The sequence below is a fragment of the Streptomyces sp. SID14515 genome, assembly GCF_010548505.1.
GTDB lineage: Bacteria > Actinomycetota > Actinomycetes > Streptomycetales > Streptomycetaceae > Streptomyces > Streptomyces caviscabies.
The window spans coordinates 16396-30249 of record NZ_JAAGMH010000045.1 but is presented as its reverse complement, the minus strand read 5'-3'; the positions used below and the strand labels follow the sequence as shown (position 1 = coordinate 30249).

Genomic DNA, 13854 nt, shown 5'->3' with positions numbered 1-13854 from the left:
GGCCCCCAGTCTCGTCCCATGCCGACCGACAGCCCCGCCCCGGCGGACACACCCCGTACCCCGCCCGCCCCGGCGGCGCGGTTCCCGGCTCCGTCCCCGGAGCGTGACGCCCACCGTGACCCGGGCCCCGGGCCCACGCTCCGGGACCCCGACGCCCCGGCTCCCGACGCCCCGCGCGGCTACCGCGCCGTCTTCGCCGTGACCGAGTTCCGGGCCGTCTTCGCCGCGCACCTGCTCTCGCTGCTCGGCGTCGTCGTCAGCGAACTCGCGCTCACCGTGCTCGTCTACGACCTCACCGGCTCCCCGCTGCTCAGCGCCCTGACCTTCGCGCTGGGGCTGCTCCCGTACATCGTCGGCGGCACGCTCTTCGCCGGGGTCGCCGACCGTTATCCGGCCCGCCGCGTCCTGGTCGTCTGCGATCTGCTCTGCGCGGTCTGCGTCGCCGTGATGCTGGTGCCCGCCACCCCGGTCGCCGGGCTCCTCGCCCTGCGCTGCCTGGTCGCCGCGATCGCGCCCGTCTTCACCGGGACGCGGATGGCGGCGCTCACCGACATCCTCGGCGAGGGCGACCTCTATGTGCTGGGCCGTTCGCTGCTGCGGATCGTCTCGCAGAGCGCGATGCTCATCGGGTTCGGCGCCGGAGGGGTGCTGCTCACCGTGCTCTCCCCGCGCGGCGCGATCACCGTCACCGTGGTGACCTTCCTCTGCTCGGCGGCCCTGCTCCGCTTCGGCACCCGTGACCGCCCCGCCCGCGCCGCCACCGGCGACGGCGGCGGGACCCTCCTGAAGGAGTCGCTGTCCGGGGCCCGCCTGGTGCTGGGCGACCGCCGGATCCGGGCGCTGATGCTGCTGTTCTGGCTGCCCGCGATGTTCGTGGTGGCCCCGGAGGCGCTCGCCGCTCCGTACGCCGACGCGATCGGGGCCTCGCCCGCCGCGCTCGGGCTGCTGCTCTGCGCGATGGCCGTCGGGCACATCGGGGCCGAGCTGTTCGTGGGCTCCGTGCTCAGCCCCCGTAACCGCTCCCGGATCGTCCTGCCGGTCGCCGCCGTCGGCCTGCTCCCGCTCCTGGTGTACGTGGTCCGGCCCGGGCTGCCGCTCGCCCTGGCGGCCCTCGCGCTGGCCGGTGCGGGCGCCGCGTATGTGATCGGGCTCGACCAGTGGTTCGTGGACGCCGTGCCCCAGGAGCTGCGCGGCCGGGCCATGACGCTGCTCACCGCCGGGCTGATGACCGTCCAGGGCCTCGGGATGGCGCTGGCGGGGCTCGCGGCCGAGTTCTTCCCCGTGCACCAGGTGGTCGCCGGATCCGGAATCATCGGTACCGTCTGCACGCTGCTGCTGGTGGCCGAGGTCCGCCGGACAGCCCCCGGACGGATGTCCGATACCGAAGGACGAGACAGGGCTGACCGGCATATGACCAGTCGGTAAGGTCGGTGCCGTGCCGAAGCCGCTCAGCCTTCCCTTCGATCCCATCGCCCGCGCCGACGAGCTCTGGCAGCAGCGCTGGGGACCCGTGCCCTCGATGGGGGCGATCACCTCGATCATGCGGGCCCAGCAGATCCTGCTCGCCGAGGTCGACGCCGTCGTCAAGCCGTACGGGCTGACCTTCGCCCGGTACGAGGCGCTGGTGCTGCTCACCTTCTCCAAGGCCGGTGAACTGCCGATGTCCAAGATCGGTGAGCGGCTGATGGTGCACCCCACCTCGGTCACCAACACCGTGGACCGGCTGGTCAAGTCCGGTCTGGTCGGCAAGCGGCCCAACCCGAACGACGGCCGCGGAACGCTGGCGGCCATCACCGACAAGGGCCGCGAGGTCGTCGAGGCGGCCACCCGGGACCTGGTCGCGGTCGACTTCGGGCTCGGTGTGTACGACTCCGAGGAGTGCGCCGAGATCTTCGCCATGCTCCGGCCGCTGCGGGTGGCGGCCCAGGACTTCGCGGAGGAGTGAGCGCGGCCCCGGCCGGCCGCCGTCGCCGGGGCCGCGCGAAGATCGCCCCGGTCGTCCCGTTACGCTCGTAGCCATGAAACAGAACGTGCTCACCCGCTACCGGGTGATGGCCTACGTCACCGCGGTCTGGCTGCTCGTCTTCACCGCGGCGATCATCGCGAAGTACGGCTTCGAGACCGGCGACACCATGCTGATCTCCCAGATCCACGGCGTGCTGTTCATCGTCTACGTCGTCTTCGCCTTCGACCTCGGCTCCAAGGCCAAGTGGCCCTTCGGCAAGCTCCTGTGGGTGCTGGCCGCCGGCTGCATCCCCTTCGCCTCGTTCTTCGTCGAACCGAAGGTCAGCCGCGAGGCCCGCGCCCTGGTCACCGACCCGGCGCCGGTCACCGCCAAGGCCTGAGCCCCGGCCTTCCGGAGCACCCGAACCGCCCCGCGCGAAAAGCGCCGGGCGGTTTGCCATCGACATTTACTAGGACGTCCTAGTAAATTCGAAGGTATGGACGCTGACGCGATCGAGGAAGGCCGCCTCCGCTGGCAGGCCCGTTACGACAAGGCCCGCAAGCGTGACGCGGACTTCACCACGCTCTCCGGAGACCCGGTCGAGCCCGCGTACGGGCCGCGCCCCGGTGACACGTACGAGGGATTCGAGCGGATCGGCTGGCCCGGGGAGTACCCCTTCACCCGCGGGCTGCACCCCACCGGCTACCGGGGCCGCACGTGGACGATCCGCCAGTTCGCCGGCTTCGGCAACGCCCAGCAGACCAACGAGCGCTACAAGATGATCCTCGCGGCGGGCGGCGGCGGACTCAGCGTCGCCTTCGACATGCCGACGCTGATGGGCCGCGACTCCGACGACCCGCGCTCGCTCGGCGAGGTCGGCCACTGCGGGGTCGCCATCGACTCCGCCGCCGACATGGAGGTCCTCTTCGGTGACATCCCGCTCGGCGATGTCACCACCTCGATGACGATCAGCGGCCCCGCCGTGCCCGTCTTCTGCATGTACCTGGTCGCCGCCGAGCGCCAGGGCGTCGACCCGGGCGTGCTCAACGGCACGCTCCAGACCGACATCTTCAAGGAGTACATCGCGCAGAAGGAGTGGCTCTTCCAGCCCGAGCCCCATCTGCGCCTCATCGGCGACCTGATGGAGCACTGCGCCCGCGATATCCCCGCCTACAAGCCGCTCTCCGTCTCCGGCTACCACATCCGCGAGGCCGGGGCGACGGCCGCGCAGGAGCTGGCGTACACGCTCGCGGACGGCTTCGGCTACGTGGAGCTCGGCCTCTCGCGCGGCCTGGACGTCGACACCTTCGCGCCCGGGCTCTCCTTCTTCTTCGACGCTCACCTGGACTTCTTCGAGGAGATCGCCAAGTTCCGCGCCGCCCGCCGCATCTGGGCCCGCTGGATGAAGGAGACGTATGGCGCGAAGACCGACAAGGCCCAGTGGCTGCGCTTCCACACCCAGACCGCCGGGGTCTCGCTCACCGCGCAGCAGCCGTACAACAACGTCGTGCGGACGGCCGTGGAGGCGCTCTCCGCCGTCCTCGGCGGCACGAACTCGCTGCACACCAACGCCCTCGACGAGACCCTCGCCCTCCCCTCCGAGCAGGCCGCCGAGATCGCCCTGCGCACCCAGCAGGTGCTGATGGAGGAGACCGGCGTCGCCAATGTGGCCGACCCGCTGGGCGGCTCCTGGTACGTCGAGCAGCTCACCGACCGGATCGAGGCCGAGGCCGAGAAGATCTTCGACCAGATCAGGGAGCGTGGCACCCGGGCCCACCCGGACGGGCAGCACCCCATCGGGCCGATCACCTCCGGCATCCTGCGCGGCATCGAGGACGGCTGGTTCACCGGCGAGATCGCCGAGTCCGCGTTCCAGTACCAGCGGGCCCTGGAGAAGGGCGACAAGCGGGTCGTCGGCGTCAACGTCCACCACGGCTCGGTCACCGGCGACCTGGAGATCCTCCGGGTCAGCCACGAGGTCGAGCGCGACCAGGTCAGCCAGCTCGCCGACCGCAAGGCCGCCCGCGACGACGCCAAGGTCACCGCCTCCCTCGACGCGATGCTGGCCGCCGCCCGCGACGGCTCCAACATGATCGCGCCGATGCTGGACGCGGTACGGGCCGAGGCCACGCTCGGCGAGATCTGCGGAGTGCTGCGCGACGAGTGGGGCGTCTACACGGAGCCGCCGGGCTTCTGAGCCGCTGCTGAGCCGAGGACGCGGGGGAGGGCCCGCCGCTTCACGGGCCCTCCCCGAACGTCAGCGTGAACAGCGCCCCGCCGCCGGGCGCCGCCCCCGCCGTCAGCTCCGCACCGTGCGCGCGGGCGATTTGCCGGGCCATCGCCAGGCCGAGCCCCGAGCCGGGCAGGGCGCGGGCCGCCTCTGCGCGGTAGAAGCGGTCGAAGACGTACGGAAGGTCCTCGGCCGGAATGCCCGGCCCGTGGTCCCGGACCGTCAGCAGAAGCCCGCCCCCGGAGCCGAGCCCAACCCCGTCTCGGCCACCGCCGCCGCTCCCGTACGCGCTCAGCGCCACCTCCACCGGGGTGTCCGGTGGGCTGAACTTGGCCGCGTTGTCCAGCAGATTCGTCAGCAGCCGGGCCAGCCGCGCCGGAACACCGGGCCGCGTCGCCTCCGCCGCACCCGCCCCCACCTCCAGCAGGAAGCGGGTCCGCGGCCAGTGCGTCCGGGCCATGGCCACCGTGTGCTCGGCCACCTCCGCGATCCGCACCTCTTCGAGCAGCGGCAGCGGCTCCTCGTCCCGGGCCAGCTCGATCAGGTCGTTCACCAGCCCGGTCACCTCCCGGATCCCTCGCCCCAGCGCCCCCGACGCCCGCTCCCGCTGCGCGGGCGTCAGCCGGTCGCCGCGGGCCAGCAGCTCCGCGTTGGTGCGCAGCGCGGTCAGCGGGGTCCGCAGCTCGTGCGAGGCGTCCGCGACCAGCCGGCGCTGCGAGCTCACCGACTGCTCCAGCTCCCCGAGCATCGTGTTGAAGCTGGCCGCCAGCCGGGTCACCTCGTCCTGCCGCCCCGCCGGCCCCGGCGGCAGCTCGATCCGGTGGCGCGGATCCCGGGTCGCCGCGATCCGCTCGGCGGTCGAGGTCAGCCGGGCCACCGGGGCCAGGCCCGTACGCGATACGGCGTACCCCAGCAGCCCCGCCAGCAGCACCCCCGCCCCGCCGACCGCGGCGAGCAGCACGGCCGCCTGCCGTACGCCCTTCTCCACCGGGTCCGCGCGCAACGCCACCTGGAGCGCCCGCCCGTCCCCGTACGGGGTGGTGAGCATCCGCAGCGGCTGCCCGAAGCGGCTGACGTTGCTGTAGTACGGGGCCCGCGCCCCGGCCGCGACCTCTCGTACGGGGGCGGAGACGGGCAGCAGATACGCCGCGTCCGGGTCCGCCGCCGGGTCGGCCGGCACGATCTGGGCGCAGGCGGGCGCGGAGAGGTAGCGGCACTCGCCCGCCACGATCTGCGGGCCCTCGCCCCGGTTCTCCTGGATCACCCGGGTCGCCGACTGGGTGAGGGAGAGGTCCAGCTGGTGCAGCAGCTCGTAGCGGATGACGAAGAACGCCGCCGCGCACACCCCGACCGCCACCAGCGCCACCGCCGCCGAGGCCGCCAGCGCGAGGCGCGTACGGAGGGGGCGTCGACGCCGCCAACGCGCCCCCAGCCGGCGCACCCCGCTCACGCCACGTCCAGCCGGTAGCCGAGCCCGTGCACGGTGTGGACGAGCCTCGGCTCGCCGCCCGCCTCCAGCTTCCGCCGCAGGTAACCCACGTACACCGCGAGCGAGTTGGAGTCGGGCCCGAAGTCCTGGCCCCAGACCCGCTCCAGGATCACCTCGCGGGGCAGCGCCTGGCCCGGGTGGCGCAGCAGCAGCTCCAGCAGGGCGGCCTCGGTGCGGGAGAACTCCACCGGGCGGCCGCCGCGCCGCCCGGTCCGCGTCACCGGGTCCAGCGTCAGATCCGCGAAGGCCAGCTCCCCGCCCGGGGCGGGTGGCGCGGCCCGGCGCAGCAACGCCCGGACGCGCGCCACCAGTTCGTCCAGCGCGAACGGCTTCACCAGATAGTCGTCGGCGCCCGCCTCCAGACCGTCCACCCGCTCGCTCACCGACGACAGCGCGGTCAGCACCAGCACCGGCGTCCGGTCCTCCATCGCCCGCAGCCTCCGGCAGACCGCGAGCCCGTCCAGCACCGGCATCATCACGTCCAGGACCAGCGCGTCCGGCTCCCAGGCGGCCACCGCCGACAGCGCGGCCAGCCCGTCGCCGACGCCCCGGACCTCATACCCCTCGACGCTCAGCCCGTCCTCGACGGCGGCCCGCACATCCGGCTCGTCCTCGGCCACCAGAATCCTGTTCATAGCCTGAAGACTGCCAAACCGGACTCTTAGAACCTTCTTAGGCCGCTTCCCGAGAGTGGCGGCCATGCGCACACCACTCTCCGTCGTGATCGGTGCGGGCGGCACCGGCGGCCATATCTACCCCGGGCTCGCCCTCGCCGAGGCCCTGCGCCGCGCCGACCCGGACGCGGTCGTCTCCTTCATCGGCACCGAACGCGGACTGGAGACGACCCTGATCCCGGCGGCCGGCTACCGGCTGCACACCGTCGACATGATCCCCTTCGACCCCGCGCTCGGCGCGAAGCGCTTCCTGCTCCCGGCCGCCCTCCTCCGCTCCGGCGCCCAGGCCCGCTCGGTCCTGCGCAGACAGCGGGCCCAGGTGGTCGTCGGCATGGGCGGCTATCCGAGCGCCCCGGCGATCGTCGGCGCGCGGATGGCCGGACTGCCCAGCGTGATCCACGAGTCCAACGCGGTCCCCGGCCGGGCCAACCAGTTCGCCGCCCGGCTCACCGACCACCTCACCGTCGCCTTCGACGGCAGCCGCGCCCATCTCTCGGGCGGCGAGCGGGCCCTGACCGTCGGCATGCCCATCGCCGCGTCGCTGGCCGCCCTGGACCGGCCCGCGCTGCGCGCGGAGGCCCGGCGCGCCTTCGGGATACCCGAGGGGGCGAGGGTCGTCCTCTTCAACGGCGGCAGCCTCGGCGCGGCCCGCCTCACCGCCGCCGCCGTGGGCCTCGCCGCCCGCTGGCGGGGCCGCGGAGACGTCCACCTCCTGATCAAGACGGGCCCGGCCGCCCTCGCGGAGACCCGGCGGAAGCTCGGCGACGCGGGCGCGGGGGCCGCCGGACACCCGCACGCCCCCGACCCGGGCGTGGGGCCCGTCGCGCAGGCGGTGCCCTACCTCGACCGGATGGACCTCGCCTACGCGGTCGCCGACCTGGTGGTCTGCCGGGCGGGCTCGGCCACGATCGCCGAACTCGCGACGACCGGAGTGCCCGCCGTCCTCGTGCCGTACCCGCACGCCCCCGGCGACCACCAGACCCACAACGCCCGGGTCCTCTCCGACGTCGGCGCCGCCCACCTCGTGCCCGACGCCGAGACCACCGCCGACCGCCTCGCCGAACTGATCGACCCGCTGCTGGCCGACCCCGCGCGGCTCGCCGTGATGGGGCGCGCCGCCGACCCGGGCAACCACGCCCGCGCCGCCGACCTGCTGGCGGAGACGGTCATCAGCCTCGCCGTACAACCCACCACCGCAAGGGAGTTCACCCCATGAACAGCACCGCCATCGACTGGACCGGCCGCACCGTCCTCGTCACCGGGGCCGAGGGCTTCATCGGCTCCACCCTCGTCGACCTGCTCGTCGAACGGGGCGCACGCGTCCGGGCGTTCGTCCACTACAAGCCGTACGCCGACAAGGGCCACCTCGCCCGCTACCTCGACGACCCGCACGGCCCCGTCGAGATGATCGCCGGGGACGTCGGCGACGCGGGCCGGGTGATGGACGCGGTCGAGGGCTGCGACACGGTCTTCCACCTCGCCGCCCTCATCGGCATCCCGTACAGCTACGACTCGCCGGGCGCGTACGTCCGTACGAACGTCGTCGGCACCGAGAACATCGCCGAGGCCTGCCGCCGCCACTCCGTCCGCCGCCTCCTGCACACCTCCACCAGCGAGGTGTACGGGAGCGCGCTGACGGCCCCGATCGGCGAGGACCACCCGCTCCAGCCGCAGTCGCCGTACTCCGCCTCGAAGATCGGCGCGGACATGATGGCGCTGTCGCACTGGCACGCCTTCGAGCTGCCGGTGACGGTGGTGCGGCCGTTCAACACCTACGGCCCCCGCCAGTCGGCCCGCGCCGTGATCCCCACGATCCTCGCCCAACTGCACTCCGGGGCACGGGAGATCCGCCTCGGCTCGCTCACCCCGACCCGGGACTTCACCTATGTCACCGACACCGCGGCCGGGTTCCTGGCACTGGCCGGCTGCGACCGGGCGCTGGGGCAGAGCGTCAACCTCGGTACCGGCCGGGAGATCTCGGTCGGGGACCTCGCTAAGGCCCTCATCACCGCCTCCGGCCGGGACGCCGAGATCGTCGTGGACCCGGCGCGGCTGCGGCCCTCCGGCAGCGAGGTACACCGACTGCTCTCCGACAACACCCGCGCCCGCACCTGGGCGGGCTGGGAGCCCGAAGTCACCCTGGAGGAAGGCCTGGAGCGGACCTCGGCCTGGGTGGCGGACCATCTGCACCTCTTCGCGCCGGGGCGCTACCAGGTCTGACTCTTCGCGCCGGGGCGCTACCAGGCATGATCCGGGCGGTTCCGCCACGGCACTACGCCGCCTGGGCGCCGGCCAGCCCCAGCAGCAGCAGCGAGGTGAAGCCGCTCGCCCACTCGGCGTCCACCGGCTCCGCGCTCACCAGGGTGCGGTGCACCACCGCACCGGCGATCACGTCGAAGATCAGGTCCGCGTTGCGGGCGGCCGTCGAGGCGTCGTCCTCGTACCGCAGCTCGCCGCGGGCCTGGGCGCGTTCCCGGCCGAGCAGCACCAGCCGCTTCTGCCGGTCCACGATGGCCGAGCGGATCCGATGGCGCAGCGAGTCGTCGCGGGTGGACTCGGCGACCACCGCCATCAGCGCGGTCCGGGCCTCCGGCCGCTCCAGCAGCGAGGCGAACTGGAGCACGACGCCCTGCACATCGGCGGCCAGGCTGCCCCGGTCGGGCAGCTCCAGCTCGTCGAAGAGGACCGCGACCGCGTCCACGACCAGTTCGTTCTTGCCCGCCCACCGCCGGTAGAGGGTCGTCTTGGCGACCCCGGCCCGGGTCGCCACATCGCCCATCGTCAGCTTCGACCAGCCGAGATCGACCAGGGACGCCCGTGTCGCTTCGAGGATCGCGGCATCGGCCGCGGTGCTCCGCGGACGTCCTGTTCGGGTGGCTTTGGGGTCGCTGTCGCTCATGATGCGGCGACCATACCGGCCGGTAGGGAGAACCGTTGCGCCCCGGTGTCCGTGAGACAGATCACCGGGATCGCCTGTTCGGGCGGGGTGATCGGCAGTTACGCTACGGGTCGTAGCGTAAGGAAGGCGGCTCGCCCGCCCCCGTACGCCACGGAACGAACGAGCGACAGCCACCGGGTCTCCGCGGAGACCCCAGGCGCCGGGTGGGGACCCGGGGCCGCACGGACCGGCCGGATGGGGATCCGGAAGGTCCACCCGGGTCTTTCAGGGGCCCGCGAACCGCTCCGGTCCGTCCGCCCTCGCACGCCGGTGAGGGCTCGGACCGGTCCGGTTCTCGCACTCGCTTTCCGGAACGGTGTGCTCAGGGGGGAGGATGTACGTATGCAGCCTAGGAACATGTCCATGAGCGGCGTTGTCGACCTCGCCGCCGTCAAGGCGGCCGGTGAGGCCAAGGCCAAGGCGGAGCAGGCCCGTGCGGAGGCCTCCCGTACCGGGGGCGCGGGCGCCGTCGCGCCCGCCGCCCTGGTGATCGACGTCGATGAAGCCGGTTTCGAGCGCGATGTCCTCCAGCGCTCCGCCGAGGTCCCCGTCGTCATCGACTTCTGGGCCGAGTGGTGCGAGCCGTGCAAGCAGCTGGGCCCTCTGCTGGAGCGCCTGGCCGTCGAGTACAACGGCCGCTTCCTGCTGGCCAAGGTCGATGTCGACGCCAACCAGATGCTGATGCAGCAGTTCGGCATCCAGGGCATTCCGGCCGTTTTCGCCGTCGTCGCCGGGCAGGCCCTCCCGCTCTTCCAGGGCGCGGCCCCCGAGGCCCAGATCCGCGAGACGCTGGACCAGCTGATCCAGGTCGGCGAGGAGCGCTTCGGGCTGACCGGGATCGTCGTCGACCCGGACGCCGCCCCGGCGGACGCCGTTCCGGCCGAGGCGCCGGCCGGTCCGTACGACGCCGTGCTGGAGGCCGCCGCGTCGGCTCTCGACGCCAATGACTTCGGCGGCGCGGTCCAGGCGTACAAGAACGTCCTCGCGGACGACCCGGGCAACCCGGAGGCCAAGCTCGGTCTGGCCCAGGCGGAGTTGCTCGGCCGGGTGCAGAGCATGGACCCGCAGGCGGTCCGCAAGGAGGCGGCGGACCGCCCGGACGATGTGAACGCCCAGCTCGCCGCGGCCGATCTGGATCTGGTCGGCGGCCATGTCGAGGACGCCTTCGGCCGGCTCGTCGAGACGGTCCGCCGCACCGCCGGCGACGACCGGAACGCCGCCCGGCTGCGGCTGCTGGAGCTGTTCGAGGTGATCGGCCCGGAGGACCCCAGGGTCACCGCCGCGCGCACCGCGCTGGCCCGCGTCCTGTTCTGACGCCGGCCCGCCGTCCGCTCCGGACGAGCCCGATTGTTCCGATGTGACAAGACGGCCGCACCGCCTTCTCGGCCGTGCGGCCGTTTTGCCGTCCTGACGCCAAAGGGCGGCACGAGAAGCCTTCGCTTTACCAAATCTTGACAAAGATGCGAGCTGTTACTCGCAGTAAGGCGGGCTGGTGATTCTGTCCCGTTTCCATGAAGTTTCCCGCCATTCCGATGTCCCTTTCGTGCCACCCTGCGTCGCCGCGCGATGCCGCCCTGTCGCACTGCGGTTATCGGGCCGTTACTAGCCAGTAACGATCCCCCTTGTGTCGCGGGCGTGAATGCACCACGATCGGCCACGCTCGGTCCAATACCTACAGCCCGGTCTCCAGCCGGTGCCTGAGGGTCTGTTGGGTCCCCACCGGGTGGGTCGGCGGCAGTGGCGCCGACCGCGGACAGGGGGGTTCCCGCTCACGGGCGGGGCCTGTCCGACCGGCTGTGCTGAACGCGCGGCCAGTGGTTGTCGCTCGGGGGTGAACGCCGGTGGATCGGATGCGGGACACGTCTCCGATACGGGCGCTCTCCTTCCCCGAGGACGTAGCACTTCTCCCATCCCAGACGGGCACGATGCCCGGCCGGAGATGTACGTCCGAGAAGAAGGAGCAAGTATGAGTTCCCAGGTTCGCGGTGGGACGAGATGGAAGCGGTTCGCTCTGGTCATGGTGCCGAGCGTCGTCGCCACGGCGGCGGTGGGCGTCGGCCTCGCACAGGGCGCGCTGGCGGCCTCGTTCAGTGTGTCCGGGCAGAGCTTCAAGGTCCGGACCGACAAGCTGGACGGCCGGGACTTCGTCCAGTACGGCAGCGTCGCGGTCGGCAAGGACCTCAACGGCAAGGAAGCGGCGCACGCGGTCGCGGTGTCGGGCTTCAGCAGTGCCACGATCACCAACATGTGCCAGTCGGTGGTCACGCCGAAGGTCCCCTTCATCGGCAAGAGCATCAGTCTTGAGCTGAGGGCCGGTACCAACCCGGACCGCCCGGTCGAGGCCACCAACCTCTACCTGGACGTCGCACAGCTGGACGCCGACGCCGAGTTCGAGAACATCGACATCGGTGTCGCGGCCGGTGAGCTGAAGAAGAAGAACAGGCCGAACGGGATAGGCATCCAGCCCGGTACGCAGGCCAACGAGGCGGGCTTCGCGCAGCGGGCCGACCGGGCCGTTCTGACCAACGTGAAGCAGACGGCGTGGGCGACCACCGCCGGCACCTTCAAGCTCAGTGACCTGAAGCTGAGGCTGCACACGGACGTCAAGGAGTGCTTCTAGCACTCCGGCCAGGGCGGCCGGAACGTCCCCTCAGGGCTTTCCGGCCGCCCACCCTCCCCTTCTCACGGCAGTACCGGTTCCAGGGAGCTGTTTTCCATGAGCCCCGAGTCCACAGGGCAGAACGAGCACTACATCCGCGTCCTTCGGCGACGCTTCCGCGCCTGGCGGGGTCACCGTCCGTTCTGGGCCGGACTGTTCACCATGGCCGGTGGGGTTCCCATCGCCTACTTCCCGTACGCCAGCATGAAGCTCGGCAACATGACGCTGGCGATGTCCACCACGGCCGGCGCCGGGTCCCTGATCATCGGGGTTCTGCTGATCACGCTGGGTCTGACGATGTGGTACCACAGCATCGTCCGGGTCTTCGCCGGTGTCGCGGCCATCCTGCTCGCGCTGATCTCCATACCCGTCGCCAACATCGGCGGCTTCGTCATCGGGTTCGTCTTCGCCCTCGTGGGCGGAGCCCTGTCCATTTCCTGGGCGCCGGGCAAGCCGGAGGACGCCGAAGAGGCCCCGCTCGCCGAGCACCAGGACGAGGACCACCCGGACCGGGAGCGGTCCGAGGACAAGCTCCACGCCGCGGCCGTGCCCCAGCAGCAGGGCGCCGGATCCGACCTGGCAGCCGACGCCGACGCCGGGAGGCATCGTGCGGGGTGACGAAGGACAGCGGACGAACGCCTACCCAGGCGACGACCTCCGCGAGCGCAAGGGCCCCCGTCACGCGGCCCCCAGGAAGTCGCTGCTGACCAAGCTCCACCTGCCCAGCGGCAAGAAGGCGCTGGCGCTCGCCGCGATGCCGACGGCGGTCTTCGTGGGCATGGGGCTGACACCCAAGCTGGCCCTGGCCGACGACCGCGCCGACATCCCGTTCGCGCCGGGACCGTGTGTCACCCGGTCCGACGAGCCGAGCGAGAGCGAGTCGCCGAAGGCCACCCCGTCCCCGTCGGCCACGGCGAAGGACGACAAGAAGGACGAGAACGAGAAGGACGACACCGCGACCCCGAAGCCCTCGGCGAGCGGTTCGGCCTCCGACGCGGACAAGGACGCGGCGGACGGCGCGAAGCCCGACGCCGAGGACAAGTCGGCCCGGTCCGGCGGAGAGACGCCCTCCGCGACCCCGACGCCCACGAAGTCGAAGAACCCGCTGGACCCGCTCGGGCTCGGCGACGCGCTGAAGGACCTCTTCGACGGGCCGAACGACGACAAGGCCGAGGAGAAGGCCGAGGACGAGAAGCCGGCCGGCCCGTCCCCGAGCGCGACGACCAAGGCCCCGAAGCCGTCGGACGAGCCGAAGGACCCGGCCAAGGGTGCGGCCGACAAGGCGAAGGAGACGGCCGACAAGACGGCCGACGCCATCCGCGAGGCGGCCGGGAAGGCCGGCAAGGACGTCGAGGAGCTCGACGAGGACGTCAAGGGACTCGACCCCAAGAAGGACGAGGACATCCCGGACGGCGCCAAGCCGCGCTTCCCGTGCCCCGAGCCCGACCCGGACGCGCTCGCCGCGGCCGAGCTGGAGCCCGGCATGCCGCTGCTCCCGTCCGACCCGTGGACGCTGGAGTCGACGCTGCTCACGCTCAACGGCCTGGATTACCACGGCATCGTCGAGGTGAAGAAGGCGGACGGCAGCATCAAGAAGGTGCTGAAGTTCACCGCCAGCTCCATCGACATCAAGGACCTGCACCAGCTGACCGTCGGCCCCGCGGGCACGACGGGTCATGTGAAGTCGCGGCCCGGCTCCACGTCGACGATCCGCAACGGCGAGGTGACGATGTACACGGAGGAGCTGAAGGGCAACCTCTTCGGCCTCATCCCGATCACCTTCAGCCCGCAGACCCCGCCGCCGCTGAACGTCCCCTTCGCCTTCTTCACCAAGGTGAAGGTGACCCAGGCCGGCCAGTTCGGTGGCACGCTCACCGTTCCGGGTCTGGAGAACTACCTCGAAGGCGGCAGGAGCTGAG

The 13854-nt window shown here is 72.1% G+C and carries 13 protein-coding genes; 10 read left to right on the top strand and 3 right to left on the bottom strand.

Annotation, left to right across the window (positions count from 1 at the left end; all coding sequences use genetic code 11):
* The first annotated feature begins 18 nt into the window (after positions 1-18).
* The 4 genes from G3I54_RS09075 (at position 19) to G3I54_RS09060 (ending at position 4142) form a co-directional block, all read left to right on the top strand.
* The gene (locus G3I54_RS09075) at positions 19-1425 is read left to right on the top strand and encodes an MFS transporter (RefSeq protein WP_164612866.1); all 1407 of its coding nucleotides are present in this window, start codon (positions 19-21) and stop codon (positions 1423-1425) included.
* Positions 1426-1435: 10 nt separating this feature from the next.
* A complete protein-coding gene (locus tag G3I54_RS09070; RefSeq protein WP_164612864.1) occupies positions 1436-1945 on the top strand; it encodes a MarR family transcriptional regulator in 510 nt (169 codons plus the stop codon).
* 73 nt (positions 1946-2018) lie between these two features.
* Positions 2019-2345 carry a DUF3817 domain-containing protein gene (locus G3I54_RS09065; protein ID WP_097869198.1) on the top strand — a complete coding sequence of 109 codons (327 nt, stop codon included), beginning with the start codon at positions 2019-2021 and terminating at the stop codon, positions 2343-2345.
* Between the two features lie 96 nt (positions 2346-2441).
* Entirely contained in the window at positions 2442-4142 is a 1701-nt protein-coding gene (locus tag G3I54_RS09060) for a methylmalonyl-CoA mutase family protein (RefSeq protein WP_164612862.1), read from the top strand.
* Between the two features lie 40 nt (positions 4143-4182).
* Here G3I54_RS09060 and G3I54_RS09055 read toward each other — a convergent pair whose 3' ends face one another.
* Together G3I54_RS09055 and G3I54_RS09050 are read right to left on the bottom strand one after the other, a co-directional pair.
* Complete coding sequence (locus G3I54_RS09055) at positions 4183-5625, bottom strand: HAMP domain-containing sensor histidine kinase (protein ID WP_164612860.1); 1443 nt, start codon at positions 5623-5625, stop codon at positions 4183-4185.
* On the bottom strand, positions 5622-6299 hold the full coding sequence (locus tag G3I54_RS09050; protein WP_203685766.1) for a response regulator transcription factor: 678 nt from the start codon (positions 6297-6299) through the stop codon (positions 5622-5624). Before G3I54_RS09050 ends, G3I54_RS09055 begins: the two co-directional genes overlap by 4 nt.
* A gap of 64 nt (positions 6300-6363) precedes the next feature.
* Here G3I54_RS09050 and G3I54_RS09045 point away from each other — a divergent pair, with 64 nt between their 5' ends.
* On the top strand, positions 6364-7554 hold the full coding sequence (locus tag G3I54_RS09045) for a UDP-N-acetylglucosamine--N-acetylmuramyl-(pentapeptide) pyrophosphoryl-undecaprenol N-acetylglucosamine transferase (protein ID WP_164612858.1): 1191 nt from the start codon (positions 6364-6366) through the stop codon (positions 7552-7554).
* The gene (locus G3I54_RS09040; RefSeq protein ID WP_164612856.1) at positions 7551-8558 is read left to right on the top strand and encodes a GDP-mannose 4,6-dehydratase; all 1008 of its coding nucleotides are present in this window, start codon (positions 7551-7553) and stop codon (positions 8556-8558) included. The genes G3I54_RS09045 and G3I54_RS09040 overlap by 4 nt, the downstream gene beginning before the upstream one ends.
* A gap of 52 nt (positions 8559-8610) precedes the next feature.
* On the opposite strand, the gene G3I54_RS09035 is transcribed toward G3I54_RS09040, so the two are convergent.
* Positions 8611-9237 carry a TetR/AcrR family transcriptional regulator gene (locus G3I54_RS09035; protein ID WP_164612854.1) on the bottom strand — a complete coding sequence of 209 codons (627 nt, stop codon included), beginning with the start codon at positions 9235-9237 and terminating at the stop codon, positions 8611-8613.
* A 402-nt stretch (positions 9238-9639) separates the two neighbouring features.
* Between G3I54_RS09035 and G3I54_RS09030 the strand changes: the two genes are divergently transcribed.
* From G3I54_RS09030 to G3I54_RS09015, 4 genes are all read left to right on the top strand, one after another.
* Positions 9640-10590 (top strand): tetratricopeptide repeat protein, encoded by a 951-nt coding sequence (locus G3I54_RS09030; RefSeq protein ID WP_239144301.1) that lies wholly within the window; start codon positions 9640-9642, stop codon positions 10588-10590.
* Between the two features lie 652 nt (positions 10591-11242).
* Positions 11243-11896 (top strand): DUF6230 family protein, encoded by a 654-nt coding sequence (locus G3I54_RS09025; protein ID WP_164612850.1) that lies wholly within the window; start codon positions 11243-11245, stop codon positions 11894-11896.
* A gap of 96 nt (positions 11897-11992) precedes the next feature.
* Complete coding sequence (locus tag G3I54_RS09020) at positions 11993-12553, top strand: DUF6114 domain-containing protein (RefSeq protein ID WP_164612848.1); 561 nt, start codon at positions 11993-11995, stop codon at positions 12551-12553.
* On the top strand, positions 12543-13853 hold the full coding sequence (locus G3I54_RS09015) for a hypothetical protein (protein ID WP_164612846.1): 1311 nt from the start codon (positions 12543-12545) through the stop codon (positions 13851-13853). The genes G3I54_RS09020 and G3I54_RS09015 overlap by 11 nt, the downstream gene beginning before the upstream one ends.
* Position 13854: the final 1 nt, after the last annotated feature.